Raw genomic sequence first — 26,038 nt, forward strand, 5'->3', positions numbered from 1 at the left:
GCGCTGAAAGGCTTGAGTATCCATGGTGGGCAGACCTCACAAGCGGATGTCTGCCTTAAAGCTTAGTCCTTGCAACACAATTTTGGGACAGAGCCTAAAAAAAGCGGCTACTCGTTGGTTCGGGTAGCCGCTTTTGTTTGCCTGGCAACGTTTACTCGCCTTCGTCGAAGCGGTTGTTGATCAGCTCCACCAGTGCAGATAGCGCGTCGTGGTCTTGTTCGCCTTCGGTGTGCAGGTGAATCGGTGTGCCCTTGCCGGCGGCGAGCATCATCACCGCCATGATGCTTTTGCCGTCCACCAGGCTTTCCGGCGCACGACCGACCCTGACCTGACAAGGAAAGCGCCCTGCGACGCCGACAAACTTGGCGGCAGCACGTGCGTGCAAGCCCAGTTTGTTGATGATGGTGATTTCGCAGGTGGGCATCGCGGCAATTCCTTAACTGAGGTCGCGGTGGCGAATCTGGACGTTTTTCAGGATGGGTTTGAGGGTCTCGCCGAGGCGGTTGGCCAGGTATACCGAACGGTGGTGACCGCCGGTACAGCCGATCGCCACCGTGACATAGGCGCGGTTGCTGGCAGCGAAGCGTGGCAGCCACTTCTTCAGGTAAGTGAGGATGTCCTGATACATCTCTTCGACATCGGCCTGGGCCGACAGGTACTCCACCACCGGTTGATTGAGGCCGGAGTAGTCGCGCAAGTCCGGTTTCCAATAGGGGTTGGGCAGGCAGCGCACATCGAAGACCAGGTCGGCATCCACCGGCATGCCACGTTTAAAACCGAAGGACTCCACCAGAAACGCGGTGCCGGGTTCCGGCCGATTCAGCAGACGCAACTTGAGACTGTCGCGCAACTGGTACAGGTTGAGGTGGGTGGTGTCGATCTTCAGGTCTGCCAGATCGATGATCGGCCCCAGTAACTGGCTTTCATCGGCAATGGCTTCCGCCAGTGAGCGATTTTCATTGGTCAGGGGGTGGCGTCGGCGCGTTTCGGAAAAGCGTTTGAGCAGGGTCTCTTCGTCGGCATCCAGGTAAATCACATCACACTGGATGTGCCGGGCACGTACTTCATCCAGCAGTTCCGGGAAGCGTTTGAGCTGGCTCGGCAGGTTGCGTGCATCGATTGATACCGCCACCTGCGGGTGCAGCAGTTCGGTGTGCAGCAGGGCGCGCTCGGCCAGTTCGGGGAGCAAACCGGCGGGCAGGTTGTCGATGCAGTAGAAGTCGTTATCTTCAAGGACATCGAGGGCGGTGCTTTTGCCTGAGCCGGAGCGGCCGCTGACGATGATCAAGCGCATGATTAGGCTCTGCAACTATGGCGGGTTGTATCATGTTGCCGCAGCGGAACTCGCCAGGCTAGAGGTGTGACGCAGGCAATGGCTATGTTCGGGGTTGGGCTTGCCGCGACGCAGGGCGAACGTTGATACGCCGCCCTGGGGCTCGGGGTGATCCTGTCGTCGGCCTGCATCACGCGTCGTTTATTTGCCGTAGCCAAGCCACTCTCCTCGCGCCTTGCCGCCTGACAGCGTCTCTGTCTAGCGACCGCTCTGTACGTCCACTACGACCTGATACAGGGCGTCACTGTTGGCTGCCTGGCGTAGGCGTTCGCGTACATCGCTGCGGTCGAGCATGCTGGCAATCTGACGGAGTAGTTCCAAGTGTTCGTCGGTGGCGGCCTCCGGCACCATCAAGACGAACAGCAGGTCGACCGGTACGCCGTCGATGGCATCGAAATCCACCGCGGTACTCAGCCGTAGCAGAGCGCTGATCGGCGCAGTGCAGCCTGGCAGGCGACAGTGTGGGATGGCGATGCCATTACCGAAACCGGTCGAGCCGAGCTTTTCGCGGGCAATCAGACTCTCGAAAATGTCTTGGCCATCCAGGTCGGGCAGCTCGCGCGCTACCAGGTTGGCAATCTGTTCGAGAACACGTTTTTTACTGCCGCCCGGCACGTTCACCAGGGAACGGCCGGGGGTCAGGATATTTTCAAGTCGGATCATAGGAGATAGGCGCTGTCAGCGGGCCATTGCACCCTGCTGGCGGTCGAGATGCTTTTCCTTGTGCTTGATGAGTTGTCGGTCGAGTTTGTCGGTCAGTAAATCGATGGCCGCATACATGTCGTCATGTACAGCATTGGCGACGACTTCGCCGCCGGCAATGTGCAGCGTCGCCTCGATCTTCTGCTTGAGCTTCTCGACCTCCATGGTGACTTGCACATTAGTGATTTTGTCGAAGTGGCGCTCCAATCGACTGAGCTTCTCGTCGATATAGTCGCGTAGGGCGTCGGTCACATCCAGCTGGTGTCCACTGATGTTGACTTGCATACCGCTTTCTCCTTGTTGCCGTGTGTAAGAGGCAGGCTAACGGGCCTGCCGCCGGAACACTTTAATGCTGAGAATGTTGCATCGAACTCGCCCGGGCACTGTCGCTCTTCGCGTATGGGCAGTATGGCTGCTTTTGATGGAGGCGAATCCAGGGGTGTTGTATGCAGTGTGGTCGGTCTTTTCTCTCGTGCCGCCTCACATCAATCGCTTGCGCTCACTGGAAGGCGCTATGCCGAGGGATTCACGGTATTTCGCGACAGTGCGGCGGGCCACTTGTATGCCCTGTGCTTCCAGTAAACCAGCGATCTTGCTGTCACTCAACGGCTTTTTTACATTTTCCGCGGCGACCAGTTTCTTCAGGATGGCGCGGATCGCGGTCGACGAGCATTCGCCGCCTTCTGCGGTACTGACATGGCTGGAGAAGAAGTACTTCAACTCGTAAATGCCGCGTGGGGTGTGCATGAATTTTTGCGTGGTGACCCGCGAGATGGTCGACTCATGCATGCCTACGGCCTCGGCAATGTCGTGCAGCACCAGGGGTTTCATGGCTTCATCGCCATAGTCGAGAAAGCCGCGCTGATGCTCGACGATCTGCGTGGCAACTTTCATCAGGGTTTCGTTGCGGCTTTGCAGACTCTTGATGAACCAGCGGGCTTCTTGCAGTTGGTTGCGCATGAAGGTGTTGTCGGCACTGGCGTCGGCGCGGCGCACGAAGCCGGCATACTGCGGGTTGACCCGCAGGCGCGGCATGGCCTCCTGATTCAGCTCGACCAGCCAGCGGTCGTGGTGCTTGCGTACGATGACGTCGGGGACCACGTATTCCGGCTCGCCCGATTCGATCTGCGAACCGGGGCGCGGATTGAGGCTTTGGATCAGTTCGACGATCTGCCGCAGTTCGTCTTCCTTGAGCTTCATGCGGCGCATCAGCTGGCTGAAATCGCGGCTTCCGAGCAAGTCGAGGTAGTCGTTTGTCAGGCGCTGGGCTTCGCTTAGCCAGGGGGTTTTGGCCGGCAGTTGACGCAGTTGCAGCAGCAGGCATTCGCGCAAGTCCCGCGCGGCGATGCCGGCCGGTTCGAACTGTTGAATGCGGTGCAGCACGGCTTCCACTTCGTCCAGTTCGATGTCCAGCTCAGGGTCGAAGGCGTCCACTACTTCCTCGAGAGTCTCCTCCAGGTAGCCCTGGGCGTTGATGCAGTCGATCAGGGTGACGCCGATCAGGCGATCCTTATCGGACATCGACGCCAGGTTGAGTTGCCAGAGCAAGTGGCTTTGCAGGCTTTCGCCTGCGGAGGTGCGGGTGGTGAAGTCCCACTCGTCGTCGTCATTGCTCGGCAGGCTGCTGGCGCTGGTTTGGTAGATATCTTCCCAGGCGGTGTCGACCGGTAGCTCATTCGGGATGCGTTCGCCCCACTCGCCGTCCTCCAGGTTGTCCACGGTCTGCGCGGTTTCCTGGTAGCTGGTTTCCGCCTGGGCGGGTTCCTGCTGAGCGGTCGGGGTCGCGTTTTCGGCGCCGTCGGCCATGGGGTCCGAATTGTCGAAGTCTTCGCCGTCTTCCTGGCGTTCGAGCATCGGGTTGGACTCCAAGGCCTCCTGGATCTCCTGTTGCAGATCCAGGGTGGACAGTTGGAGTAGGCGGATGGCCTGTTGCAGCTGCGGGGTCATCGTCAGCTGCTGGCCCATCTTCAGGACTAGCGATGGTTTCATTGCAGACCTTATTTACCGGCGTCTGTGCGCAATCCACTACAGGGCGTTTTGAGCGCCACAAGGAAGCAAATTATATGCCTGAGCTTAAGTGATTTGCCTAGCGCTAGCTGCTGTTCGGTTGAGAAAAGCCGTTATTACAAGCGGAACTCATGCCCCAGATAGACTTCTTTGACCATTTGGTTGGCCAGAATGGCTTCGGCATTCCCTTCGGCGATCAATTGACCGTCATTGACTATGTAAGCGGTTTCGCAAATGTCCAGGGTTTCGCGGACGTTGTGATCGGTGATCAGTACGCCGATACCCTTGGCTTTGAGGTGGTGAATGATCTGCTTGATGTCGCCGACCGAAATCGGGTCGACGCCGGCAAAGGGCTCGTCGAGCAAAATGAATTTCGGTGCGGTGGCCAGGGCGCGGGCAATTTCCACGCGGCGCCGTTCGCCTCCCGACAGGCTCATGCCCAGGTTGTCGCGGATATGGCTGATATGGAATTCCTGCAGCAGGCTTTCCAGCTCCTTGCGGCGGCCGGGGCGGTCGAGGTCTTTGCGCGTCTCGAGGATGGCCATGATGTTGTCAGCCACGCTGAGCTTGCGGAAAATCGATGCTTCCTGCGGCAGGTAGCCGATGCCGGCCCGTGCCCGGCCATGCATCGGTTGATGGCTGACGTCGTGATCGTCGATCAATACGCGGCCTTGGTCCGCCTGCACCAGGCCGACAATCATGTAGAAGCAGGTGGTTTTGCCTGCGCCGTTGGGGCCGAGCAGGCCGACGATTTGCCCGCTGTCGATGCTCAGGCTGACGTCGCGGACGACTTGGCGACCTTTGTAGCTCTTGGCCAGGTGTTGGGCTTTCAAAGTGGCCATTGCTACTCTGCCTGCTGTTCGGCTGATTTGTTCTTCGGCAGGATCACCATGTCGATGCGTGGACGTGGCGTGGTGACGTTGGTACCGGTGGCGCGGCCGGCATTGACGATTTGGCGCTGGGTGTCATAGACGATTTTCTCGCCTTCGAAGGTGTTGCCTTCCTGAATCACCTTGGCTTGGTCGATCAGCACGATGCGCTCATTGGCTGCGAAATACTGGATGGTCAGCCCGTAAGCCTTGACGATCTGTTTGTCCGCAGCGGGTTTTTGCTCGTAGTAGGCGGGTTTGCCGACTGCGGTGAAGACTTCGATGTCGCCCTGGGCATTTTGCGTGATGGTCACGGTATTACCCGTGATTTTCAGGGTGCCCTGGGTAATTACCACGTCGCCGCGATAAACCGCAACGCCTTGCCTGTCGTCAAGCTCTGCGCTGTCGGCTTGCACGCGAATAGGCTGCGCGCTGTCGGATGGCAGCGCCCAAGCGCTGACGCTTCCGAGCGCAGCACTTAAAGCGAGGAGAAGGGGGAAGGTTTTAACGAACCTCATGCTGGCCTCTTACGTTGGACAGCAGGAGCATCCTGCCGTCATTCAAGTACGCTTTCATTCCTTGTGCCGTGGTCACCCCATTGGCCGCGTCGATTCTAACGGCTTGCCGGGTCTCCGCATATTCCTTCTCGGGGAATACGGTCAGGCGACTGGTCGTGAGAATGGTCGGGCGGCCCTTGGCATCGGTGCGCTCGACGCGCACTTTGTCGATGAGTACGACTTTCTTGCCCTCTGGCGCCACTTCGCCACGCTCGCTGCGCACGTGCCAGGGAAAGTCGCTGCCGCGATACAGGTCCAGGTTCGGGTTGGTCAGCAGGGTGATGTCGGTGGCCTTGACGTGCTTCAATTTGTCCGTGGTCATCTCGTAGTGCAGCTTGCCGTCGACCTGGTATTGCACGGTCTTGGCGTTGATTACGTAGAAGTCGATAGCGTTTTCGCTGCCGGGTTTGGTCGGCCGCTCCGAAAAACTATCGGGGTTGATATTCCAGTAGCCAAGCGCGGCCAGGAGTGCGGCGGCAATGACGAACAGGATAGGGGTCAGCAGTTTACGCAGCATAGTAGGCTCTACAGGTAGGCGGCTTGAGCAGCGTCCAGCCTGCCTTGGGCGCGCATGATCAGCTCGCAGAATTCGCGCGCGGCGCCTTCGCCGCCACGCGCCTGGGTCACGCCGTGGGCATGCTGGCGGACAAAGCTGTCCGCGCTGGCAACGGCCATGCCCAGGCCAACCCGGCGTATCACCGGCAGGTCCGGCAGGTCGTCACCCAGGTAGGCGACCTGTTCATAGCTTAGGCCGAGTTCGCCAAGAAGCTCATCGAGTACCACCAATTTGTCTTCACGGCCCTGGTACAGGTGCTGAATGCCGAGGTTCTGCGCGCGGCGCTCGACCACCGGGGTCTTGCGGCCGCTGATAATGGCGGTGCGTACGCCTGAGGCGATCAGCATCTTGATGCCGTGACCGTCGAGGGTGTTGAAGGTCTTGAATTCGCTGCCGTCGACCAGGAAATACAGTTTGCCGTCGGTAAGCACGCCATCGACATCGAAGATCGCCAGTTTGATCGCCTGTGCGCGTTGCTGCAGTTCCGGGTTCATCACATCACTCCAGCGCGTAGCAGGTCGTGCATATTCAGGGCACCGACTGGCCGGTCGCCGTCATCGACCACCACGAGCCCGCTGATCTTATGGTCTTCCATGATTTTCAGGGCCTCGGCGGCGAGCATTTCTGCGCGGGCGGTCTTGCCGTGGACGGTCATCACCTCATCGATGCTCGCCTGGCGCACATCGATGCCGCGATCCAGGGTGCGACGCAGGTCGCCGTCGGTGAATATTCCGGCGAGACGGCCATCCTGTTCCAGGACGACGGTCATGCCCAGGCCTTTCTCGGTCATCTCCAGCAGGGCCTCGCGCAGCGACGTACCACGCTGCACCTGGGGCAGGTTCTTGCCTGCATGCATCACGTTCTCGACCTTGAGCAACAGGCGCCGACCCAGCGCGCCGCCTGGGTGGGAGAAGGCGAAGTCTTCGGCGGTAAAACCGCGTGCTTCCAGCAAGGCGATGGCCAGGGCGTCGCCGAGTACCAGTGAGGCGGTGGTCGAGGAGGTCGGCGCCAGGTTGAGTGGACAGGCTTCCTGGGATACGCGGGCGTCCAGATTGACCTCGGCCGCCTTGGCCAGCGGCGAGTCGGGGTTGCCGGTCATGCTGATCAGGGTGATGCCGAGGCGCTTGATCAGCGGCAGCAGGGTGACTATTTCCGCCGTTGAGCCCGAGTTGGACAGGGCCAGCACCACGTCGTCACGGGTGATCATGCCCATGTCGCCATGACTGGCCTCGGCCGGGTGGACGAAGAATGCCGTGGTGCCTGTGCTGGCCAGGGTAGCGGCAATCTTGTTGCCGATATGCCCGGATTTGCCCATGCCGACCACGACCACACGGCCTTTGCTGGCCAGAATAAGCTCGCAGGCGCGGATGAAGTCGGTGTCGATCCGTTGCAACAACTCTTCGACCGCCTCTATTTCCAAGCGGATGGTGCGTTGCGCGGACTTGATCAGCTCGTGGGACTGGCTCATAGCGTTTAGAGAGGCATGCCGAATGAAAAGGCGGCGATTATAGCGGTAAAGACCCGCGTGCTCACCTTTGAATCGTTCGGGTGATAGATTGAGCTCAAATTGTGCGGTGCTTGGCAGTGAACGTTGCCGCTTGGGCCGGCTAATCGAGCGGTGCTATAGTGCGCGGCCATTTTCGGCTCGTCCTGTCATGCTGGTGTCTTTAGTGCAAGGCGGGACGTCTGTCAGGGAGGCTGTTCGCAAGGAGTCCAGATGAGCGCCGAGAATAAGTACGCAGTCGAGCTGAAAGGTGTGAGCTTTCAGCGGGGCGACCGGGCTATTTTCAATAATGTCGATATTCGTATCCCGCGCGGTAAGGTCACCGCGATCATGGGGCCTTCAGGCTGTGGCAAAACCACGCTGCTGCGCCTGATCGGTGCGCAACTCAAACCGAGCCGGGGCGAGGTATGGGTCAATGGGCTGAACCTGCCCAAGCTCTCGCGCGGCGAGCTGTTCGATATGCGCAAGCAGATGGGCGTGCTGTTTCAAAGTGGCGCGCTGTTCACCGATCTGGATGTGTTCGAGAACGTCGCCTTCCCGTTGCGTGTGCACACCCAGCTGCCTGATGAAATGATTCGTGACATCGTCCTGATGAAACTGCAGGCCGTGGGGTTGCGCGGTGCCCTGGACTTGATGCCGGATGAGCTGTCTGGCGGCATGAAACGCCGCGTTGCGCTGGCCCGGGCGATTGCCCTCGACCCGCAAATCCTGATGTACGACGAGCCCTTCGTGGGCCAGGACCCGATCGCCATGGGCGTCTTGGTGCGCTTGATTCGTCTGCTCAACGATGCCCTGGGTATCACCAGCATCGTGGTGTCCCACGACTTGGCGGAAACCGCCAGTATTGCCGACTACCTCTATGTCGTGGGTGACACCCAGGTGCTGGGCCAGGGCACGCCGGAAGAGTTGATGAACTCGGAGAACCCGCGCGTCCGCCAATTTATGCAAGGCACGCCAGATGGTCCGGTGCCTTTCCATTTTCCGGCGGCGAACTACCGCGACGATTTATTGGGGGAGCGCTGATGCGCAAGACATCTACGCTCGAGCGGATTCGTCTGTTCGGTCGTGCCGGTCTCGATGTGATCGCCACGCTGGGACGCTCCACCGTGTTTCTCCTGCGCGCGCTACTCGGGCGGGGGACGTCGGGCAATTCGCTGCAACTGTTGATCAAGCAGCTGTATTCGGTGGGGGTCATGTCCCTGGCGATCATCGTGGTCTCGGGTGTGTTTATCGGCATGGTCTTGTCGCTGCAGGGGTTTAGTATCCTGGCGAAGTACGGGTCGGAGCAGGCGGTCGGGCAGATGGTTGCGCTGACGCTGCTGCGTGAGCTGGGGCCGGTGGTCACCGCCTTGTTGTTCGCCGGGCGTGCCGGCTCGGCGCTGACGGCGGAAATCGGCAACATGAAGTCCACCGAGCAGCTGTCCAGCCTGGCGATGATTGGCGTCGATCCGCTCAAGTACATCGTCGCGCCGCGGCTGTGGGCCGGCTTCATCTCGATGCCGCTGCTGGCGATGATCTTCAGCGTGGTCGGCATTTGGGGCGGGGCGATGGTTGCCGTCGACTGGCTCGGCGTTTATGAAGGCTCGTTCTGGGCCAATATGCAAAGCAGCGTTGCGTTCCGCGAAGACGTGCTCAATGGGGTGATCAAAAGCCTGGTCTTCGCCTTCGTCGTTACCTGGATCGCCGTATTCCAAGGCTATGACTGTGAGCCAACTTCGGAAGGCATCAGTCGCGCCACGACCCGGACAGTGGTCTACGCCTCGCTGGCCGTGTTGGGGTTGGACTTTATTTTGACCGCTTTGATGTTTGGAGACTTCTGATGCAAAACCGCACCCTGGAAATCGGTGTCGGCCTGTTCTTATTGGTCGGAATCTTGGCCTTGCTGCTGCTGGCGCTACGCGTCAGCGGCCTTACTGTCGGCAGCGCCGACAATACCTACAAGGTCTATGCGCACTTTACCAACATCGCCGGTCTAACCGTACGGGCCAAGGTGACTACGGCGGGAGTGACCATCGGCAAGGTGACGGCGATCGACCTGGATCGTGACAGCTACACCGGGCGTGTCACCATGGCGCTGGACAAGAACGTGGACAACCTGCCGCTGGATTCGACCGCTTCGATCCTGACGGCGGGTTTACTCGGTGAGAAGTACATCGGCATCAGTGTGGGGGGGGATGAAGAGTTGCTCGCCGATGGCAGCACCATTCACGACACCCAGTCGTCCCTGGTGCTGGAAGACCTGATCGGTAAGTTCCTGCTCAACTCAGTGAATAAAGATCAGGCCAATTGATGAGGGGTGTAACGATGCTCAAGACACTGCGTAACAGTTTTTTCATATTGCTGGCCGCCCTGCCGTTGTTTGCAGTGGCCGCACCGACTGCTCATGAAGTGGTGCAGCAGACCACCAGCACCTTGCTGGAGGACTTGAAGGCCAATAAGGAGCAGTACCGCAACGATCCATCGGCGTTCTACACGGCGCTGAATACCATCCTTGGCCCGGTGGTGGATGTCGAGGGGATTTCCCGCGGTGTGATGACGGTGCGTTATTCGCGCCAGGCAAGCCCGGAGCAAATGCAGCGTTTCCAGGAAAACTTCAAGCGCAGCCTGATGCAGTTTTACGGCAACGCCTTGCTCGAATACAACAATCAGGATATTCGCGTACTGCCGGCCAGTGGTAAGCAGGACCCACAGCGTACGGCGGTGAACATGGAAATCAAGGACGGCAAGGGTACGATTTATCCGCTGTCCTACACCATGGTCAGCCAGGACGGTGGCTGGAAGCTGCGTAACGTGGTGATCAACGGTATCAACGTTGGCAAATTGTTCCGCGATCAGTTCTCTCAGTCCATGCAGAATAATGGCAATGACCTGGATAAGGTCATCGATACCTGGGCCAATACCGTGGCTAAGGCGCGTCAGGCCAAGGGCAAGTCGTGAGCCAGGCCCGTATTGCCGAGCAAGCGCCTGGCGAGTTCTTGCTATCTGGGATACTCGATTACCGCAGTGGGCCGGCCACGCGTGAGCAGGGCGGGCGTCTGATTGGCGCCAGCCAGGCCGCCGCCTGTGTGATCGATTGCGCTGCTGTGGAGAAGTCCAGCAGCGTGGGGCTGTCGCTGCTGCTGGCGTTCATGCGTGACGCCAAGGCCGCAGGTAAAAGCCTTACGGTGCGTGGCCTGCCGGCGGATATGCGCGATATCGCCAGTGTTTCGGGGCTGCTCGAAGTGCTGCCGCTGGAGGATTGAATCCCGCCCTGTAGTCGGGGCTCCGGTCGGCGCAGTGTCGCGCGGGGTTCGCAGGCGCGGGGCTTTTTTGTATGATGCTCGACCCGCGAGCCTAGGCTCTGCTGTCGTTAATCAATGCACCGATCGAGGTTGAGCATGCAGGCCTTAGAAGTAAAGAGTCTCCTAGAGGCTAAACTGCCGAACACCCAGGTGGAAGTAGAAGGCGAAGGCTGTAACTTCCAGCTGAATCTGGTGAGTGATGAATTGGCGGGCTTGAGCCCGGTCAAGCGTCAACAGCAGATCTACGCCCACCTTAATCCCTGGATTGCCGATGGCAGCATCCATGCGGTGAGCATGAAATTCTTCAGCCGTGCCGATTGGGCCGCGCGTTCCTAAGCCTGCGGGCGACGAGATAGCTATGGACAAACTGATTATTACCGGCGGTGTGCGCCTCGATGGCGAAATTCGCATTTCCGGCGCGAAAAACTCTGCCCTGCCGATTCTCGCCGCGACCTTGCTGGGCGATGCGCCGATCACTATCTGCAATTTGCCGCACCTGCACGACATCACCACCATGATCGAGCTGTTTGGGCGCATGGGCATTGAGCCGGTCATCGACGAAAAGCTCGGTGTGGAAGTCGATGCGCGGGCGATCAAGACCCTGGTCGCGCCGTATGAGTTGGTGAAAACCATGCGTGCTTCGATCCTGGTGCTCGGGCCGCTGGTGGCGCGTTTTGGTGAGGCCGAAGTGGCCCTGCCGGGCGGCTGTGCCATCGGCTCGCGGCCTGTTGACCTGCATATCCGTGGCCTCGAAGCCATGGGCGCGACGATCGATGTGGAAGGCGGCTATATCAAGGCCAAGGCGCCGGAAGGCGGTTTGCGTGGCGCGCACTTCTTCTTCGACACGGTTAGCGTGACCGGCACCGAAAACATTTTGATGGCCGCCACGCTGGCCAAGGGTCGCAGCGTGCTGGAAAACGCCGCCCGCGAGCCGGAAGTGGTCGACTTGGCCAATTGCCTGATTGCCATGGGCGCGAAGATCCAGGGTGCCGGTACCGACACTATCATCATCGATGGCGTCGAGCGTCTCGGCGGCGCACGTTTCAGTGTGATGCCCGATCGTATCGAAACCGGCACCTACCTGGTGGCAGCTGCTGCGACAGGCGGTCGAGTGAAGGTCAAAGACGCCGACCCGACCACGCTTGAGGCGGTCCTGTCCAAGTTGCAGGAAGCCGGTGCGGAAATCACCTGTGGCAACGACTGGATCGAGCTGGACATGAAGGGCAAGCGGCCGAAGGCGGTCAACTTGCGTACCGCTCCCTATCCGGCCTTCCCGACCGATATGCAGGCGCAGTTTGTTGCGCTCAATGCAATTGCCGAGGGCACCGGTACGGTGATCGAGACCGTGTTCGAGAACCGCTTTATGCACGTCTATGAGATGACCCGCATGGGTGCGCAGATCATGGTAGAGGGCAATACCGCGATCGTCAGTGGTGCTGAGCGCCTGAAGGGGGCTCCGGTGATGGCCACCGACCTGCGCGCCTCGGCCAGCTTGGTCATCGCGGCGCTGGTCGCCGACGGCGATACGCTGATCGACCGCATTTACCACATTGACCGTGGTTACGAATGCATCGAGGAAAAACTGCAGTTGTTGGGTGCCAAGATCCGTCGCGTACCGGGCTGAGAGGCAGTTTAAAACTGCTGCGTTGGGTGAGGCGGCGTTGCCAGCCGCTTCACCTGCGCTCGCGATGTTTTCAAGCCGTTTCTAAGGATATGTTTTAACCATGCTCACGATTGCCCTGTCCAAAGGCCGCATTCTCGATGACACCCTGCCGTTGCTCGCTGCGGCCGGTATCGAGCCAACCGAGAATCCGGATAAAAGCCGCAAGCTGATCATCCCCACCACGCTGGAGGATGTGCGCCTGTTGATCGTTCGCGCGACCGATGTGCCGACGTATGTCGAGCATGGTGCGGCCGACCTCGGCGTGGCGGGCAAGGACGTGCTGATGGAGTACGGCGGCCAGGGTTTGTATGAGCCGCTGGATTTGCAGATCGCCAAGTGCAAGCTGATGACCGCCGGTGCGATCGGTGCGCTGGAGCCGAGCGGGCGCCTGCGGGTGGCCACCAAGTTCGTCAACGTGGCCAAGCGTTACTACGCTGAACAGGGCCGTCAGGTCGATGTGATCAAGCTGTACGGCTCGATGGAGCTGGCGCCGCTGGTGGGTTTGGCCGATAAGATCATTGATGTAGTGGATACCGGCAACACCCTGCGCGCCAATGGCCTGGAAGCCCAGGAGTTGATTGCCCACGTCAGCTCGCGGCTGATCGTCAACAAGGCCTCGATGAAGATGCAGCACGCGCGCATTCAGGCGCTGATCGACACGCTGCGTGAAGCCGTTGAGGCGCGACACCCCAGCTAATACCCTCAGTGCGGCGCCTTGCCGCATCCGCCTATCCGTGTCATAGCCACTTTTCTCGGGCGTCCATACGGTGGGCTTGGTAGCCTAGCGACGCCCGAGCAATTGCCAATCATGAGGCCCGCTATGACCAGTCCTATCGCTATCCGTCGACTCAATGCCGCTGACCAGGACTTTGCCCGTCATCTGGATCATCTGCTGAGCTGGGAAAGCGTGTCGGACGACGGCGTCAACCAGCGTGTGCTGGAGATTATCGACGCCGTGCGCAGTCGCGGCGATGCTGCCTTGGTCGAGTACACCCAGCGTTTCGATGGGCTCGAGGTCGCCAGCATGGCCGACCTGATCCTGCCGCGCGAGCGCCTGGAGCTGGCGCTGACCCGCATCACTCCGGCTCAGCGCGCGGCGCTGGAAACGGCAGCCGAGCGCGTGCGCCGCTATCACGAGAAGCAGAAACAGGACTCCTGGCGCTATACCGAAGCCGACGGCACGGTCCTCGGCCAGCAGGTCACCCCGCTGGATCGTGCCGGCCTCTACGTGCCGGGCGGCAAGGCCTCCTATCCCTCCTCGGTGTTGATGAACGCCATCCCGGCCAAGGTGGCCGGTGTGCCGGAAGTGGTGATGGTGGTGCCGACCCCGCGCGGCGAAATCAACGAGCTGGTGCTGGCCGCCGCCTGCATCGCCGGGGTCGACCGGGTCTTCACCATCGGTGGCGCTCAGGCCGTGGCCGCGCTGGCCTATGGCACCGAGAGCGTGCCCCCGGTGGACAAGATAGTCGGGCCGGGCAACATCTATGTGGCCACCGCCAAGCGCCACGTATTCGGCAAGGTCGGTATCGACATGATCGCCGGACCCTCGGAAATCCTGGTGGTCTGTGATGGCCAGACCGATCCGGACTGGATCGCCATGGACCTGTTCTCCCAGGCCGAGCATGACGAAGATGCCCAGTCCATTCTGCTCAGCCCGGATGCAGACTTCCTCGACCGGGTCGCTGCGAGCATCGCCAAGCTGCTGCCCACTCTGGAACGTGCCGAGATCGTGCGCGCGTCCCTCGAAAGCCGTGGCGCGCTGATTCATGTGGCGGATATGGCTCAGGCCATCGAAGTGGCCAATCGCATCGCGCCGGAGCACCTGGAGCTGTCGGTGGCGGACCCAGAGCAGTACCTGTCGCAGATCCGCCATGCCGGCGCGATCTTCATGGGTCGCTATACCGCCGAAGCACTCGGCGACTACTGCGCCGGGCCGAACCACGTGCTGCCGACTTCGGGCACTGCACGCTTCTCCTCGCCGTTGGGCGTGTACGACTTCCAGAAGCGCTCGTCGATCATTTATTGCTCGGCAGACGGGGCGTCCGAACTGGGCAAGACCGCCTCGGTACTGGCCCGCGGCGAATCGCTGACGGCTCACGCGCGTAGCGCCGAGTATCGAATCAAGCCCTAGGCGCCAGTTTGCTGGCGATCGTGCAGGCAACTACATCGCCAACAAGCCGGCTCCTACACCTAGCAGACCGCAATAAATTCGAGGAGAGAAGGGCAATGAGCAAATTCTGGAGCCCCTTCGTCAAAGCGCTGGTGCCCTATGTACCAGGTGAGCAGCCGAAGTTGGCGAAGCTGGTCAAGCTGAACACCAACGAAAACCCCTATGGCCCATCCCCCAAGGCCATCGCAGCCATGCAGGCCGAGCTGAGCGACAACCTACGGCTGTATCCTGACCCTAACGCCGACCGGCTGAAGCAGGCGGTGGCCGACTACTACGGCGTACAGGCCAATCAGGTCTTCGTCGGTAACGGTTCCGACGAGGTGTTGGCGCATGCCTTCCACGGCCTGTTCCAGCATGGCCAGCCGCTGCTGTTTCCCGATGTGACCTACAGTTTTTACCCGGTCTACTGTGGGCTCTACGGCATCCCCTTCGAGGCGATCGAGCTGGATGAACAGTTGCAGATTCGCGTCGAGGATTACGCGCGGCCGAATGGCGGCATCATATTCCCCAACCCCAATGCGCCGACCGGTTGTCTGCTGGCGCTTGAGGCCATAGAGCGTCTGCTACAGGCCAATCCCGAGACGGTGGTATTGGTCGATGAGGCCTATATCGACTTCGGCGGTGAGACGGCGATCGGCCTGGTGGATCAATACCCCAACCTGCTGGTGACCCAGACCCTGTCCAAGTCGCGCTCCCTGGCGGGCCTGCGGGTCGGCCTGGCGGTCGGGCATGCCGACCTGATCGAGGCGTTGGAGCGGATCAAGAACAGTTTCAATTCCTACCCGCTGGATCGTCTGGCCATCGTCGGCGCGGCGGCGGCGTTCGAGGATCGCGCGTATTTCGCCACGACCTGTCAAGCGGTGATCGACAGTCGTGAGGCGGTCGTGGCCGGGCTGCAGCAGCTGGGCTTCGAGGTGCTGCCGTCGGCCGCCAACTTCGTCTTCGCCCGCCATGCACAGCACGATGCGGCGCAGCTGGCGGCGCAGTTACGCGAGCAGGGGGTGATAGTGCGTCACTTCAAGCAGGCGCGGATTGCTCAGTTTCTGCGCATCACCATCGGCACGCCAGAGCAGAATCAGGCGCTGTTGGCGGCGCTGCAGAGTCTGTAACGCGCGGTCCTCTGTGGATTAATTGCCGTTTGCCGGGGGACGCACACCGACCTCGGCAGTTAGGCGCATCAGCTCGGCATTGCGTATGACTTCGATGTGTATTTTATCGCCGGGCTTGGTACGGGCGACTTGGTTCATCGAGCGGCGGCCGTCGCTGGCCGCTTCACCGTCGATGCTGAGGATCAGGTCGCCCGGTTGCAGGCCCGCACGCTGCGCCGGCCCGTCGCGATAAATCCCGGCGACGACGATACCGGGGCGACCCGCCAAGCCGAACGACTCGGCCAGCTCCGGGGTCAAGGGTTGCACTTCGATGCCCAGCCAGCCACGAATCACCTGGCCGTGCTCGATGATCGCCTGCATCACTTCCAGCGCCAGCTTCACCGGAATTGCGAAGCCGATGCCCTGCGAGCCGCCGGACTTGGAGAAAATCGCGGTGTTGATGCCGACCAGATTGCCGAGGGCATCGACCAGCGCGCCGCCGGAGTTGCCGGGGTTGATCGCCGCATCGGTCTGGATGAAGTCTTCGTAGGTGTTGAGGCCCAGCTGGTTGCGTCCAGTCGCGCTGATGATGCCCATGGTCACGGTCTGGCCGACGCCGAAGGGATTGCCGATGGCCAGGGTGACGTCGCCGATCTTGATATTCTCCGAGCGGCCCAGGGTGATCGAGGGCAGGTCCTCGAGGTCGATTTTCAGGACTGCCAGGTCGGTTTCCGGGTCGCTGCCGATCACCCGTGCCAGGGTTTCGCGACCGTCCCTCAAGGCCACGACGATCTGGTCGGCGCCCGCGGTCACGTGATTGTTGGTCAGCAGGTAGCCTTCCGGGCTCATCAGGACTGCGGAGCCGAGGCTGGATTCCATGCGCCGTTGCTTGGGCAGGTTGTCGCCGAAGAAACGGCGGAACTGCGGGTCTTCGAATAGCGGGTGGGCGGGCTTGTTGACCAGCTTGGTGGTGTAGAGGTTGACCACCGCCGGTGAGGCGAGGCTCACCGCGTCGGCGTAGGATACTGGGCCTTGCTGATTGCGCTTATTGCTGGGCGCCTGGCGTATCTGCACGTCCTGTTGCGGCAGGCCGACCCATTGGGGGTAGCGCTGAATGATCAGCAGAGCCAGCAGTACGCCGGCCAGTAGGGGCCAGCCGAGAAAGCGCAGGGCCTTGAGCATCTATGGAATCCTGAGGGTTGCGAGGGCCACGCGAGGGCCTTAAGGTGCGCCATTATAGAGGGCCGTGTGCCAATAAAGCAGCGGCTTGCCACAGAGTTGAGGAATCTACATGGCCATTGCCCTGACGACCCTAGTCGAGGAAACGCAGCGCTATTTGGATGCAGAGCGTATCAGCGATTACTGCCCGAATGGTTTACAAGTCGAAGGCCGCCCCCAGGTGCGGCGTATCGTCAGCGGCGTTACGGCCAGCCAAGCGTTGCTCGATGCCGCGCTGGCAGCCGAGGCCGATGTGCTGCTGGTGCATCATGGTTATTTTTGGAAGGGCGAGAACCCCTGCGTCACGGGCATGAAACAACGTCGACTGAAGACTCTGCTGGTCAACGACATCAGCCTGCTGGCCTATCACCTGCCTCTCGATGTGCACCCGGAAGTCGGCAATAACGTGCAGCTGGCGCGCCAACTCGATATCACCATCGAAGGCCCGTTGGAGCCCGGCAACCCACGTACCGTTGGCTTGATCGGTTCCTTGAATGAGCCCGTGAGTCCGCGTGACTTTGCCCGTCGCGTGCAGCAGGTACTCGGGCGCGAGCCGTTGCTGGTCGAAGGCCCGCAGATGATTCGGCGCATCGGCTGGTGTACCGGTGGTGGTCAGGGCTACATCGACCAGGCAATAGCCGCGGGTGTCGATTTGTACCTGACTGGCGAAGCGTCCGAACAGACCTTCCATAGCGCGCGGGAAAACGGCATTAGTTTTATTGCCGCCGGGCATCATGCCACTGAGCGGTATGGCGTGCAGGCACTGGGCGATTACCTGGCGCGACGCTTTGCCATCGAACACCTGTTTATCGACTGCGCCAATCCGATTTAACCGGATGTTGAGTGCCATGGCCGACTTTGCTGCTGGGCTTTTCGCCAGTCTTGAACTGAGTAGTAGCCTGAAACGCTGGGTATAAACCTAGATTTTTTCGATCTAACCAGCGCCCTGAATAGACGATGACGCTGTGCTAGAGTGCGCCCACGTCCACGGCCCTCGGCCCTAATAGAAAGCAATCCGTGAGTAGCCATGCTCGATAAATTGACCCACCTGAAACAACTAGAGGCGGAAAGTATCCACATCATTCGTGAAGTGGCCGCCGAATTCGACAACCCGGTGATGCTCTATTCCATCGGTAAAGATTCCGCCGTGATGCTGCATTTAGCACGCAAGGCGTTCTTCCCCGGCAAGCTGCCGTTCCCGGTTATGCATGTCGATACCCGCTGGAAGTTTCAGGAGATGTATGCGTTCCGCGACAAGATGGTCGAGGAGCTGGGACTGGACCTGATCACCCACGTCAATCCGGACGGCGTGGCGCAGGGCATCAACCCCTTCACCCACGGCAGCGCCAAGCACACCGATATCATGAAGACCGAAGGCCTCAAGCAGGCCTTGGACAAGTATGGTTTCGATGCGGCCTTTGGTGGCGCGCGGCGTGACGAGGAAAAGTCCCGCGCCAAGGAACGGGTGTACTCGTTCCGTGATAGCAAGCACCGCTGGGACCCAAAAAACCAGCGTCCCGAGCTGTGGAACGTCTACAACGGCAAGGTCAACAAGGGCGAGTCGATTCGCGTGTTCCCGCTGTCGAACTGGACCGAACTGGACATCTGGCAATACATCTATCTGGAAGGCATTCCAATCGTGCCGTTGTACTTCGCGGCCGAGCGGGAAGTGATCGAGAAGAATGGCACGCTGATCATGATCGATGACGAGCGCATCCTCGAGCACCTGAGCGATGAGGACAAGGCGCGCATCGTCAAGAAGAAAGTGCGCTTCCGTACCCTGGGCTGCTACCCGCTGACCGGTGCGGTGGAGTCCGAGGCGACCAGCTTGACCGATATCATCCAGGAAATGCTGCTGACCCGGACCTCCGAGCGCCAAGGTCGGGTGATCGACCACGACGGTGCCGGCTCGATGGAAGACAAGAAACGTCAGGGGTATTTTTAACATGTCGCACCAATCCGATCTGATCAGCGAAGACATTCAGGCCTACCTGGCGCAGCACGAGCGCAAGGAACTGTTGCGTTTCCTTACCTGTGGCAACGTCGATGACGGCAAGAGCACCCTGATTGGGCGTTTGCTGCACGACTCGAAGATGATCTACGAAGATCACCTGGAAGCCATTACCCGCGATTCGAAAAAAGTCGGCACCACCGGTGATGACATCGACCTGGCGCTGCTGGTCGATGGCCTGCAGGCCGAGCGCGAGCAGGGCATCACCATCGACGTGGCCTACCGCTACTTCAGTACCGCCAAGCGCAAGTTCATCATCGCCGATACCCCGGGCCATGAGCAGTACACCCGTAACATGGCCACCGGTGCTTCGACCTGCGACCTGGCGATCATTCTGATCGACGCCCGTTACGGCGTGCAGACCCAGACCAAGCGTCACAGCTTCATCGCCTCCCTGCTGGGCATCAAGCACATCGTCGTGGCGATCAACAAGATGGACCTGAAAGGCTTCGATCAGGGCGTATTCGAGCAGATCAAGGCCGATTACCTGAAGTTCGCCGAAGGTATCGCGCTGCAGCCGAGCTCCCTGCATTTCGTGCCCATGTCGGCGCTCAAAGGCGACAACGTGGTCAACAAGAGCGAGCGGTCGCCTTGGTATGACGGCCAGTCGCTGATGGAAATTCTGGAAACCGTAGAGGTCGCCGGTGATCGTAACTTCACCGACCTGCGTTTCCCGGTGCAGTACGTCAACCGCCCCAACCTGAATTTCCGCGGCTTCGCCGGCACCCTGGCCAGCGGTATCGTGCATAAGGGCGACGAAGTGGTGGTCCTGCCGTCCGGTAAGGGCAGCAAGGTCAAGTCGATCGTGACCTTCGATGGCGAGTTGGAACACGCGGGCCCGGGCCAGGCCGTGACCCTGACGCTGGAAGACGAGATCGATGTGTCGCGCGGCGATCTGTTGGTGCATGCCGACAACCGTCCGCAAGTGACCGATAGCTTCGACGCCATGTTGGTGTGGATGGCCGAAGAACCGATGCTGCCGGGCAAAAAATACTCGATCAAACGCGCTACCAGCTATGTTCCGGGCTCCATCGCCAGCATCGCCCACCGGGTCGATGTAAACACCCTGGAGCAGGGGCCGGCGAGCAGCTTGCAGCTGAATGAAATTGGGCAGGTCAAGATCGCGCTCGACGCGCCAATAGCGCTCGACGGCTACGCGCATAACCGTACCACCGGTGCCTTTATCGTCGTGGATCGACTGACCAATGGCACAGTCGGCGCCGGCATGATCATCGCCGAGCCGGTGGGGGCGCAAAATGTCAGCGGTCATCATGGCAAGCTGGCCCATGTGTCTGTTGAGGAGCGTGCGGCGCGCCTGGGTCAGCAGCCGGCGACCGTGTTGTTCAGCGGTCTGTCCGGTGCCGGCAAGAGCACCCTGGCCTATGCCGTGGAACGCAAGTTGTTCGATATGGGCCGTGCGGTCTATGTGCTGGACGGTCAGAACCTGCGTCAAGACCTGAATAAAGGCTTGCCGCAAGACCGTGCCGGGCGCACCGAGAACTGGCGGCGTGCCGCGCATGTGGCGCGTCAGTTCAACGAGGCAGGCTTGCTGACCCTGGCGGCGTTCGTCGCGCCGGATGCCGAAGGCCGCGAGCAGGCCAAGTCGCTGATCGGCGCCGAGCGTCTGATCACCGTGTATGTGCAGGCATCGCCGCAAGAATGCCGCGCGCGTGATCCGCAAGGCTTGTATGCGGCTGCTGGCGACAATATTCCCGGTGAGTCCTTCCCCTATGATGTGCCGCTGGATGCCGATCTGTTGATCGACACCCAGAGTGTTTCGCTGGAAGAAGGCGTCAAGCAGGTCCTGGCATTGTTGCGTCAGCGCGGTGCGATTTAAGCGCGGTTGTCTAGCTGGAGGCGCTTGATCGTGGGAGCTTGAAAGCCGGCCCGGCATGCATATTTAGTCAGCTAAAGTGCATTCCTGCCGGTTCCAGTTCGCTCGGCAGGCATGACAGCTGCTCGAACGGCTCCATGGATCGCCAGCCAACAAAAAAGCCCCGCACATGAACCATGTGCGGGGCTTTTTTGTTGGCTGGACAGTAGCCGGTCGTTGTCGCTGCGACTGGCCGATCAATCCACTCAGCGCTTGCTCTTCAAGCCGTAGTTTTCGTCGAGCATACCCGGTACATCGGCGCTTTTAGGGGCATAGTCCTTGGGCATTTCATCGTTCTTCGGCGTGCTTATACGTTCGCGTTTTACGCTGCCTTCGTCGGCATGCAAGGCGGCGAGCAAGCGTTGCCGCGTCAGTTCGTCAAGCGCTAAGCGATTGGCGCCTTCGGATAAGTGCTCCTGCACATCCTGGTAGTTCTGGGTGAGTTTCTTCACCAGATTGGCGGTGGTGTTGAAATGGGTTACCACCTCGCTCTGGTAAGCGTCGAAACGGGCCTGCATGTCGTCCAGCTGGCGCTGTGTGCGGCCGGGGGCTGCATTGGGCGCAAGGCGGGCAATCAAGAAGCCAATGGCGACACCGGCGACCAGGGTGAGGGCCGGTAGCAACCAGGCTGTGAGCGTCTGTTCCACGAGTCCTTCCTCTCTAAACGGCTTTGCTTTACGTTAACGGCTGGAACCTGCGCTGTATACCGCAATGCAATGCCAAAATCAGTCTGGCGCAGGCTGTCAGCTAGACGAGTCGACCCAGTTCGAGGTCACGGAGTTCACCGTTGCTCAACCGCGAAACCCCCACATTGATCGATGGCCCTTGTGGCCAGTTGCAAGCCCTGTTTCTCGAAGTGCCCGATGCGCGGGGCGTTGCGCTGATCTGCCACCCCAATCCGGTGCAGGGCGGCAGCATGCTCAACAAGGTCGTTTCGACCCTGCAGCGCACCGCGCGCGATGCCGGTCTGGCCACGTTGCGTTTCAATTACCGTGGCGTCGGCGCCAGTGCCGGAACCCATGACATGGCAAGCGGCGAGGTCGATGATGCCGAGGCCGTGGCCCGCTGGTTGCGCACCCAGTACCCGCACTTGCCATTGACCCTGATGGGTTTCTCCTTTGGCGGCTTTGTCGCCGCCAGCCTGGGCGGGCGCCTGGAAAACCAGGGTGTTGAATTGGTGCAGCTGTTTATGGTCGCCCCGGCGGTCACGCGGCTCGCGGTAGACACGCCGCTGCCGCAGCGGTGTCCGCTGACCCTGATTCAGCCGGAAGACGATGAGGTGATCAGCCCGCAGGCGGTTTATGACTGGTCGGCGGCGCAGGAGCGTCCCCATGAGCTGCTGAAAGTGGCAGAATGTGGGCACTTTTTTCACGGCAAGCTCACCGATTTAAAGACAATGGTTTTGCCGCGTCTTTGATTCCTGGTTGCAGTCTGACCCGCGCCTAACCTGACAAGCGAACGCCATGACCACTCGTATCCTTACCGGCATCACCACCACCGGCACGCCGCATCTCGGCAACTATGCGGGCGCGATTCGCCCGGCCATCGTCGCCAGTCGCGACGCCAACGTGGAGTCCTTCTACTTTCTCGCCGACTACCATGCGCTGATCAAGTGCGATGATCCGGTGCGCATCCAGCGCTCGCGCCTGGAAATTGCCGCGACCTGGTTGGCTTGCGGCCTGGATGTCAGCAGGGCGACCTTCTATCGTCAGTCCGACATCCCGGAAATTCCCGAGTTGTGCTGGCTGCTCACCTGCGTGGCTGGCAAGGGCCTGCTCAATCGTGCGCATGCCTACAAGGCCTCGGTGGACAAAAATGTCGAAGCCGGCGAAGACCCGGATGCCGGCGTGACCATGGGGCTGTTCAGCTACCCGGTGCTGATGGCGGCGGACATCCTGATGTTCAACGCGCACAAGGTGCCGGTCGGCCGGGATCAGATCCAGCACGTGGAGATGGCCCGCGACATCGCGCAGCGCTTCAATCATTTGTTCGGCCAGGGCAACGAGTTGTTCACCCTGCCTGAAGCGGTGATCGAAGCAGAAGTGGCGACCCTGCCAGGGCTGGACGGGCGCAAGATGTCGAAAAGCTACGACAACACCATCCCACTGTTTGGCAGTGCCAAGCAGCTTAAGAGCGCGATTGCCCGCATCGTCACCGATTCAAAGCTGCCGGGCGAGGCGAAAGACCCGGACAGCTCGCACTTGTTTACCCTCTATCAGGCGTTTGCCAGCTCCGTGCAGCAGGCCGAGTTTCGGGCCGACCTGTTGGCTGGTCTGGCCTGGGGCGAGGCCAAGCAGCGCCTATTTGAATTGCTCGATGCTGAGCTGGGCGAGGCGCGCGAGCGCTATCAGGCCCTGATCGGCCAGCCGGCCGAGCTTGAGGACATTCTCCTGGCTGGCGCGGCCAAGGCGCGCAGGGTAGCCACTCCGTTCCTCGGTGAGCTGCGCGAGGCGGTCGGCCTGCGCTCGTTTCGCGAACAGGTCAAGGTGGCTGGCGAGGGCAAGAAAAAGGCGGCCAAGAGCGCGCGCTTCGTCAGTTTTCGCGAGCCCGATGGCAGCTTCCGCTTCCGCTTCCTGGCTGCCGACGGCGAGCAGCTGTTGCTCTCGCGCCCCTTCAGCGACCCCAAGACGGTCGGCGTTGTCAGTCAGCGGCTGATCGCTCAGGGCGCTGATGCTCTGGAATTGCGTGAGGACGAGGGCGATCAGTTCACTCTCTGGCTGGATGGCGAGTGTCTGGCCGACAGCCCGGCCTATGCCGATCCAGAGGAGCTGGACGCCGCCATGTTGCGTCTGCGCGATATCATCGCCGGGTTGGCGGGAGCCTAGGGTCAGAGCGATAGTCGAGGCTCTAGGCCGACTGCGCGGCAGAATTCGCCACAGTTAACACTGGCGACAGATTGCCAATTCAGGGGGGCGTCGCTAAAGTGTCGGCCCCGTTTTTACTTGCCTGGCTAACGAATATGACACCGCTAGAGCGCTATCAGGCCGACCTCGAACGCCCCGACTTCTTCCATGACGCTGCTCAGGAAACGGCAGTGCGTCATTTGCAGCGTCTGTACGACGAGCTGGTGGCTGATGGGCAGAGCAAGTCCGGGCTGTTCGGCAAGCTGTTTGGCAAGAAACCCCAGGGGCCGGTAAAAGGCCTGTACTTCTGGGGAGGTGTCGGCCGCGGCAAGACCTATCTGGTCGATACTTTTTTCGATGCCCTGCCGTTCGAGCAGAAGATGCGCACCCACTTCCATCGATTCATGAAGCGGGTTCATGAGGAAATGCGCACGCTCAAGGGCGAGAAGAATCCGCTGACCATCATCGGTCGGCGTTTCGCCGATGAGGCGCGGGTGATTTGCTTCGACGAATTTTTCGTCTCCGACATTACCGACGCGATGATTCTCGCCATGCTGCTGGAGGAACTGTTCAAGAACGGTGTCAGTCTGGTGGCGACTTCCAACATAGTGCCGGACGGTCTGTACAAGGATGGCTTGCAGCGTGCGCGCTTCCTGCCGGCCATCGCCCTGCTGAAGCAGCACACCGAGATCGTCAACGTCGACAGCGGTGTGGACTACCGTCTGCGTGCCCTGGAGCAGGCCGAGTTGTTCCACTGGCCGTTGGATGTGGCGGCCGAAGAAAGCCTGCAGAAGAGCTTCACTAGCCTGTTACCCGAGCACTGCGCGGTGCAGGAAAACGAGGCATTGATGATCGAAAATCGCGCCATCACCGCGCGCAAGGTCGGCGATGACGTGGCCTGGTTCGAGTTTCGCGAGCTGTGCGATGGCCCGCGCAGCCAGAACGACTACATTGAACTGGGCAAGATCTTCCACGCCGTATTGATCTCCAATGTCGAGCAGATGAGCGTGGCCAAGGAGGACATGGCGCGGCGTTTTATCAATCTGGTGGATGAATTCTACGACCGCAACGTCAAGCTGATCATCTCCGCCGAAGTGGAGTTGAAAGATCTCTACACCGGTGGGCGCCTGACCTTCGAGTTCCAGCGTACCCTGAGCCGGCTGCTGGAAATGCAGTCCCATGAATTTCTCTCGCGGGCGCACAAGCCCTGATCCGCGATGCACTGATAAGGCTGCCGATGGGCAGCCTTCTTGTTGGGTGCAATCAGGCGGGGCTGTCCTGGTGGTGAAACTGGCGGCGGTACTGGTTGGGTGACAGTTCGGTGTGCTGGCGGAACAGGCGGGCGAAGAAGCTGGCATCGTCATAGCCGACTTCGTAGCTGATGGTCTTGATGCTCTTGCGAGTGGCGCTGAGCAGCCCCTTGGCGGTTTCGATGCGTAACCGCTGCAGGTAGTGCAGGGGCTTGTCGCCGGTAGCGGCCTGGAAGCGTCGCATAAAGTTGCGGATGCTCATGCCGTGTTCGCGGGCAACGTCCTCGAAGCGGAACTTGTCGGCGAAGTGATCCTCCAGCCATTGCTGAATTTGCAGGATGGTCAGGTCGTGGTGCAGCTTCTGCCCGCCAAACCCGATGCGCCCGGGGGTGTAACTGCGCTGCACTTCATAGAGGATATCGCGAGCGACGCCCTGCGCCACGCTGGCGCCGCAAAAGCGTTCGATCAGGTAGATATACAGGTCGCAGGCCGAGGTGACGCCGCCGGCGCAGTACAGGTTGTCGGCATCCGACAGGTGTTTTTCCTGATTCAGCAATACCTTGGGGAAGCGCTCGGTGAATTCGTTGAAGAAGCGCCAGTAGGTGGTCGCTTCCTTGCCATCGAGTAACCCGGCCTGCGCCATCCAGAACACGCCGGTGGCTTCGCCGCAGATCACGCTGCCGGATGCATGGCGCTCTCTGAGCCAGCTGAGTATCTGTGGGTGGCGCTGGCAGAGGGCATCGAAATCATCCCAGAAGGCCGGCAAAATGATCAGGTCGGCGTTATCCAGAGGGCCGTCGACCGGCATCAGTACGCCGCTGAAGCTGCGCACGGCTTGCCCGTCCGGGCTGACCAGGCGAATGTCGAAGGTCGGCGTCAGGCCGAGGCCCTGTTGCTTGCCGTAGCGCAGGCTGGCCATGTGAAAGAAGTCTTTGGCCTGCATCAGGGTCGAGGCGAATACACCCTCGGTGGCGAGAATGCTGACGCGTTTGAGTGGTGTGGGCTGCGCAATAGTCATCGTTATTGTTCTTATGGGTTAAAGGCTGAGCCCTATTACCTCTGAGGTGGCTCGAGGTCGCTTAGGGGTAAAGTGGTCACGAGACGGCTGGATCG

General features: G+C 60.5%; 29 protein-coding genes. 16 read left to right on the forward strand and 13 right to left on the reverse strand.

Translation table 11 applies throughout. From position 1 onward, the window contains the following. Positions 1 to 151: 151 nt before the first annotated feature. The 10 genes from FBY03_RS15855 to FBY03_RS15900 form a co-directional block, all read right to left on the reverse strand. The gene (locus FBY03_RS15855; protein WP_025166890.1) at positions 152 to 424 is read right to left on the reverse strand and encodes an HPr family phosphocarrier protein; all 273 of its coding nucleotides are present in this window, start codon (positions 422 to 424) and stop codon (positions 152 to 154) included. Positions 425 to 436: 12 nt separating this feature from the next. Continuing rightward, entirely contained in the window at positions 437 to 1,294 is an 858-nt protein-coding gene (gene rapZ / locus FBY03_RS15860) for an RNase adapter RapZ (protein WP_147173334.1), read from the reverse strand. Between the two features lie 237 nt (positions 1,295 to 1,531). Then, complete coding sequence (ptsN, locus tag FBY03_RS15865; protein ID WP_147173335.1) at positions 1,532 to 1,996, reverse strand: PTS IIA-like nitrogen regulatory protein PtsN; 465 nt, start codon at positions 1,994 to 1,996, stop codon at positions 1,532 to 1,534. 15 nt (positions 1,997 to 2,011) lie between these two features. After that, entirely contained in the window at positions 2,012 to 2,320 is a 309-nt protein-coding gene (gene hpf / locus FBY03_RS15870; protein ID WP_147173336.1) for a ribosome hibernation-promoting factor, HPF/YfiA family, read from the reverse strand. A gap of 195 nt (positions 2,321 to 2,515) precedes the next feature. Further along, entirely contained in the window at positions 2,516 to 4,024 is a 1,509-nt protein-coding gene (locus FBY03_RS15875) for an RNA polymerase factor sigma-54 (protein ID WP_147173337.1), read from the reverse strand. Positions 4,025 to 4,158: 134 nt separating this feature from the next. Then, positions 4,159 to 4,884, reverse strand: a complete 726-nt coding sequence (gene lptB, locus FBY03_RS15880) for an LPS export ABC transporter ATP-binding protein (RefSeq protein ID WP_147173338.1) — start codon at positions 4,882 to 4,884, stop codon at positions 4,159 to 4,161. A 2-nt stretch (positions 4,885 to 4,886) separates the two neighbouring features. Further along, positions 4,887 to 5,429, reverse strand: a complete 543-nt coding sequence (lptA, locus tag FBY03_RS15885) for a lipopolysaccharide transport periplasmic protein LptA (RefSeq protein ID WP_147173339.1) — start codon at positions 5,427 to 5,429, stop codon at positions 4,887 to 4,889. Then, positions 5,416 to 5,985 carry an LPS export ABC transporter periplasmic protein LptC gene (gene lptC, locus FBY03_RS15890; RefSeq protein WP_147173340.1) on the reverse strand — a complete coding sequence of 190 codons (570 nt, stop codon included), beginning with the start codon at positions 5,983 to 5,985 and terminating at the stop codon, positions 5,416 to 5,418. Before lptC ends, lptA begins: the two co-directional genes overlap by 14 nt. 8 nt (positions 5,986 to 5,993) lie before the next feature. Next, on the reverse strand, positions 5,994 to 6,518 hold the full coding sequence (locus FBY03_RS15895; RefSeq protein ID WP_147173341.1) for an HAD family hydrolase: 525 nt from the start codon (positions 6,516 to 6,518) through the stop codon (positions 5,994 to 5,996). Beyond that, the gene (locus FBY03_RS15900; protein ID WP_147173342.1) at positions 6,518 to 7,492 is read right to left on the reverse strand and encodes a KpsF/GutQ family sugar-phosphate isomerase; all 975 of its coding nucleotides are present in this window, start codon (positions 7,490 to 7,492) and stop codon (positions 6,518 to 6,520) included. Before FBY03_RS15900 ends, FBY03_RS15895 begins: the two co-directional genes overlap by 1 nt. 249 nt (positions 7,493 to 7,741) lie before the next feature. Between FBY03_RS15900 and FBY03_RS15905 the strand changes: the two genes are divergently transcribed. The 10 genes from FBY03_RS15905 to hisC all read left to right on the forward strand — a co-directional run bounded on the left by FBY03_RS15905 (position 7,742) and on the right by hisC (position 15,751). Beyond that, entirely contained in the window at positions 7,742 to 8,551 is an 810-nt protein-coding gene (locus FBY03_RS15905) for an ATP-binding cassette domain-containing protein (protein ID WP_147173343.1), read from the forward strand. Beyond that, entirely contained in the window at positions 8,551 to 9,348 is a 798-nt protein-coding gene (gene mlaE / locus FBY03_RS15910; RefSeq protein ID WP_147173344.1) for a lipid asymmetry maintenance ABC transporter permease subunit MlaE, read from the forward strand. The genes FBY03_RS15905 and mlaE overlap by 1 nt, the downstream gene beginning before the upstream one ends. Beyond that, positions 9,348 to 9,818: an outer membrane lipid asymmetry maintenance protein MlaD gene (gene mlaD, locus FBY03_RS15915; protein ID WP_147173345.1), complete on the forward strand. Its 471-nt coding sequence runs from the start codon at positions 9,348 to 9,350 to the stop codon at positions 9,816 to 9,818. Before mlaE ends, mlaD begins: the two co-directional genes overlap by 1 nt. Positions 9,819 to 9,832: 14 nt before the next feature. Then, the gene (locus tag FBY03_RS15920) at positions 9,833 to 10,465 is read left to right on the forward strand and encodes a phospholipid-binding protein MlaC (RefSeq protein WP_147173346.1); all 633 of its coding nucleotides are present in this window, start codon (positions 9,833 to 9,835) and stop codon (positions 10,463 to 10,465) included. After that, on the forward strand, positions 10,462 to 10,770 hold the full coding sequence (locus tag FBY03_RS15925; RefSeq protein WP_147173347.1) for a lipid asymmetry maintenance protein MlaB: 309 nt from the start codon (positions 10,462 to 10,464) through the stop codon (positions 10,768 to 10,770). The genes FBY03_RS15920 and FBY03_RS15925 overlap by 4 nt, the downstream gene beginning before the upstream one ends. A 135-nt stretch (positions 10,771 to 10,905) precedes the next feature. Then, entirely contained in the window at positions 10,906 to 11,145 is a 240-nt protein-coding gene (locus FBY03_RS15930) for a BolA family protein (protein WP_025166875.1), read from the forward strand. A 22-nt stretch (positions 11,146 to 11,167) separates the two neighbouring features. Then, a complete protein-coding gene (gene murA, locus FBY03_RS15935; protein WP_147173348.1) occupies positions 11,168 to 12,433 on the forward strand; it encodes a UDP-N-acetylglucosamine 1-carboxyvinyltransferase in 1,266 nt (421 codons plus the stop codon). Positions 12,434 to 12,533: 100 nt separating this feature from the next. Beyond that, on the forward strand, positions 12,534 to 13,169 hold the full coding sequence (gene hisG / locus FBY03_RS15940) for an ATP phosphoribosyltransferase (RefSeq protein ID WP_147173349.1): 636 nt from the start codon (positions 12,534 to 12,536) through the stop codon (positions 13,167 to 13,169). 123 nt (positions 13,170 to 13,292) lie between these two features. Continuing rightward, the gene (hisD, locus tag FBY03_RS15945) at positions 13,293 to 14,603 is read left to right on the forward strand and encodes a histidinol dehydrogenase (RefSeq protein ID WP_147173350.1); all 1,311 of its coding nucleotides are present in this window, start codon (positions 13,293 to 13,295) and stop codon (positions 14,601 to 14,603) included. A 95-nt stretch (positions 14,604 to 14,698) separates the two neighbouring features. After that, a complete protein-coding gene (gene hisC / locus FBY03_RS15950; RefSeq protein ID WP_147173351.1) occupies positions 14,699 to 15,751 on the forward strand; it encodes a histidinol-phosphate transaminase in 1,053 nt (350 codons plus the stop codon). 18 nt (positions 15,752 to 15,769) lie between these two features. Here the strand turns inward: hisC and algW are convergent, their stop codons facing one another. After that, on the reverse strand, positions 15,770 to 16,912 hold the full coding sequence (gene algW / locus FBY03_RS15955; protein WP_147173352.1) for a Do family serine endopeptidase AlgW: 1,143 nt from the start codon (positions 16,910 to 16,912) through the stop codon (positions 15,770 to 15,772). Between the two features lie 109 nt (positions 16,913 to 17,021). Here algW and FBY03_RS15960 point away from each other — a divergent pair, with 109 nt between their 5' ends. The 3 genes from FBY03_RS15960 to cysN all read left to right on the forward strand — a co-directional run bounded on the left by FBY03_RS15960 (position 17,022) and on the right by cysN (position 20,796). Next, entirely contained in the window at positions 17,022 to 17,780 is a 759-nt protein-coding gene (locus FBY03_RS15960; protein ID WP_147173353.1) for a Nif3-like dinuclear metal center hexameric protein, read from the forward strand. Positions 17,781 to 17,975: 195 nt separating this feature from the next. After that, on the forward strand, positions 17,976 to 18,893 hold the full coding sequence (cysD, locus tag FBY03_RS15965; protein WP_147173354.1) for a sulfate adenylyltransferase subunit CysD: 918 nt from the start codon (positions 17,976 to 17,978) through the stop codon (positions 18,891 to 18,893). Between the two features lies 1 nt (position 18,894). Further along, entirely contained in the window at positions 18,895 to 20,796 is a 1,902-nt protein-coding gene (gene cysN, locus FBY03_RS15970; RefSeq protein WP_147173355.1) for a sulfate adenylyltransferase subunit CysN, read from the forward strand. A 242-nt stretch (positions 20,797 to 21,038) separates the two neighbouring features. On the opposite strand, the gene FBY03_RS15975 is transcribed toward cysN, so the two are convergent. Continuing rightward, positions 21,039 to 21,479, reverse strand: a complete 441-nt coding sequence (locus FBY03_RS15975) for a YhcB family protein (protein ID WP_025166864.1) — start codon at positions 21,477 to 21,479, stop codon at positions 21,039 to 21,041. A gap of 140 nt (positions 21,480 to 21,619) precedes the next feature. Here FBY03_RS15975 and FBY03_RS15980 point away from each other — a divergent pair, with 140 nt between their 5' ends. The 3 genes from FBY03_RS15980 to zapE all read left to right on the forward strand — a co-directional run bounded on the left by FBY03_RS15980 (position 21,620) and on the right by zapE (position 24,886). Next, positions 21,620 to 22,249, forward strand: a complete 630-nt coding sequence (locus FBY03_RS15980) for an alpha/beta hydrolase (RefSeq protein ID WP_147173356.1) — start codon at positions 21,620 to 21,622, stop codon at positions 22,247 to 22,249. Between the two features lie 46 nt (positions 22,250 to 22,295). After that, the gene (locus FBY03_RS15985) at positions 22,296 to 23,657 is read left to right on the forward strand and encodes a tryptophan--tRNA ligase (protein WP_147173357.1); all 1,362 of its coding nucleotides are present in this window, start codon (positions 22,296 to 22,298) and stop codon (positions 23,655 to 23,657) included. A gap of 134 nt (positions 23,658 to 23,791) precedes the next feature. Beyond that, positions 23,792 to 24,886 carry a cell division protein ZapE gene (gene zapE, locus FBY03_RS15990; protein ID WP_147173358.1) on the forward strand — a complete coding sequence of 365 codons (1,095 nt, stop codon included), beginning with the start codon at positions 23,792 to 23,794 and terminating at the stop codon, positions 24,884 to 24,886. A 52-nt stretch (positions 24,887 to 24,938) separates the two neighbouring features. On the opposite strand, the gene FBY03_RS15995 is transcribed toward zapE, so the two are convergent. Next, positions 24,939 to 25,844: a GlxA family transcriptional regulator gene (locus FBY03_RS15995; RefSeq protein ID WP_178090674.1), complete on the reverse strand. Its 906-nt coding sequence runs from the start codon at positions 25,842 to 25,844 to the stop codon at positions 24,939 to 24,941. Positions 25,845 to 26,038: the final 194 nt, after the last annotated feature.

The organism is Pseudomonas sp. SJZ079, from assembly GCF_007993865.1.
Classification (GTDB): Bacteria; Pseudomonadota; Gammaproteobacteria; order Pseudomonadales; family Pseudomonadaceae; genus Aquipseudomonas.

What these genes read in the sequence shown, in the direction of transcription:
- FBY03_RS15960 (WP_147173353.1), top strand. Translation starts at nt 17,022, where the DNA reads ATGGCCATTGCCCTGACGACCCTAGTCGAGGAAACGCAGCGCTATTTG.
- FBY03_RS15855 (WP_025166890.1), bottom strand. Translation starts at nt 424, where the DNA reads ATGCCCACCTGCGAAATCACCATCATCAACAAACTGGGCTTGCACGCA.
- hisD (WP_147173350.1), top strand. Translation starts at nt 13,293, where the DNA reads ATGACCAGTCCTATCGCTATCCGTCGACTCAATGCCGCTGACCAGGAC.
- FBY03_RS15920 (WP_147173346.1), top strand. Translation starts at nt 9,833, where the DNA reads ATGCTCAAGACACTGCGTAACAGTTTTTTCATATTGCTGGCCGCCCTG.
- murA (WP_147173348.1), top strand. Translation starts at nt 11,168, where the DNA reads ATGGACAAACTGATTATTACCGGCGGTGTGCGCCTCGATGGCGAAATT.
- lptC (WP_147173340.1), bottom strand. Translation starts at nt 5,985, where the DNA reads ATGCTGCGTAAACTGCTGACCCCTATCCTGTTCGTCATTGCCGCCGCA.
- FBY03_RS15995 (WP_178090674.1), bottom strand. Translation starts at nt 25,844, where the DNA reads ATGGCCAGCCTGCGCTACGGCAAGCAACAGGGCCTCGGCCTGACGCCG.
- FBY03_RS15875 (WP_147173337.1), bottom strand. Translation starts at nt 4,024, where the DNA reads ATGAAACCATCGCTAGTCCTGAAGATGGGCCAGCAGCTGACGATGACC.
- hpf (WP_147173336.1), bottom strand. Translation starts at nt 2,320, where the DNA reads ATGCAAGTCAACATCAGTGGACACCAGCTGGATGTGACCGACGCCCTA.
- lptB (WP_147173338.1), bottom strand. Translation starts at nt 4,884, where the DNA reads ATGGCCACTTTGAAAGCCCAACACCTGGCCAAGAGCTACAAAGGTCGC.
- FBY03_RS15905 (WP_147173343.1), top strand. Translation starts at nt 7,742, where the DNA reads ATGAGCGCCGAGAATAAGTACGCAGTCGAGCTGAAAGGTGTGAGCTTT.
- zapE (WP_147173358.1), top strand. Translation starts at nt 23,792, where the DNA reads ATGACACCGCTAGAGCGCTATCAGGCCGACCTCGAACGCCCCGACTTC.
- ptsN (WP_147173335.1), bottom strand. Translation starts at nt 1,996, where the DNA reads ATGATCCGACTTGAAAATATCCTGACCCCCGGCCGTTCCCTGGTGAAC.
- mlaE (WP_147173344.1), top strand. Translation starts at nt 8,551, where the DNA reads ATGCGCAAGACATCTACGCTCGAGCGGATTCGTCTGTTCGGTCGTGCC.
- FBY03_RS15930 (WP_025166875.1), top strand. Translation starts at nt 10,906, where the DNA reads ATGCAGGCCTTAGAAGTAAAGAGTCTCCTAGAGGCTAAACTGCCGAAC.
- hisG (WP_147173349.1), top strand. Translation starts at nt 12,534, where the DNA reads ATGCTCACGATTGCCCTGTCCAAAGGCCGCATTCTCGATGACACCCTG.
- cysD (WP_147173354.1), top strand. Translation starts at nt 17,976, where the DNA reads ATGCTCGATAAATTGACCCACCTGAAACAACTAGAGGCGGAAAGTATC.
- FBY03_RS15895 (WP_147173341.1), bottom strand. Translation starts at nt 6,518, where the DNA reads ATGAACCCGGAACTGCAGCAACGCGCACAGGCGATCAAACTGGCGATC.
- cysN (WP_147173355.1), top strand. Translation starts at nt 18,895, where the DNA reads ATGTCGCACCAATCCGATCTGATCAGCGAAGACATTCAGGCCTACCTG.
- rapZ (WP_147173334.1), bottom strand. Translation starts at nt 1,294, where the DNA reads ATGCGCTTGATCATCGTCAGCGGCCGCTCCGGCTCAGGCAAAAGCACC.
- hisC (WP_147173351.1), top strand. Translation starts at nt 14,699, where the DNA reads ATGAGCAAATTCTGGAGCCCCTTCGTCAAAGCGCTGGTGCCCTATGTA.
- algW (WP_147173352.1), bottom strand. Translation starts at nt 16,912, where the DNA reads ATGCTCAAGGCCCTGCGCTTTCTCGGCTGGCCCCTACTGGCCGGCGTA.
- mlaD (WP_147173345.1), top strand. Translation starts at nt 9,348, where the DNA reads ATGCAAAACCGCACCCTGGAAATCGGTGTCGGCCTGTTCTTATTGGTC.
- FBY03_RS15900 (WP_147173342.1), bottom strand. Translation starts at nt 7,492, where the DNA reads ATGAGCCAGTCCCACGAGCTGATCAAGTCCGCGCAACGCACCATCCGC.
- FBY03_RS15985 (WP_147173357.1), top strand. Translation starts at nt 22,296, where the DNA reads ATGACCACTCGTATCCTTACCGGCATCACCACCACCGGCACGCCGCAT.
- lptA (WP_147173339.1), bottom strand. Translation starts at nt 5,429, where the DNA reads ATGAGGTTCGTTAAAACCTTCCCCCTTCTCCTCGCTTTAAGTGCTGCG.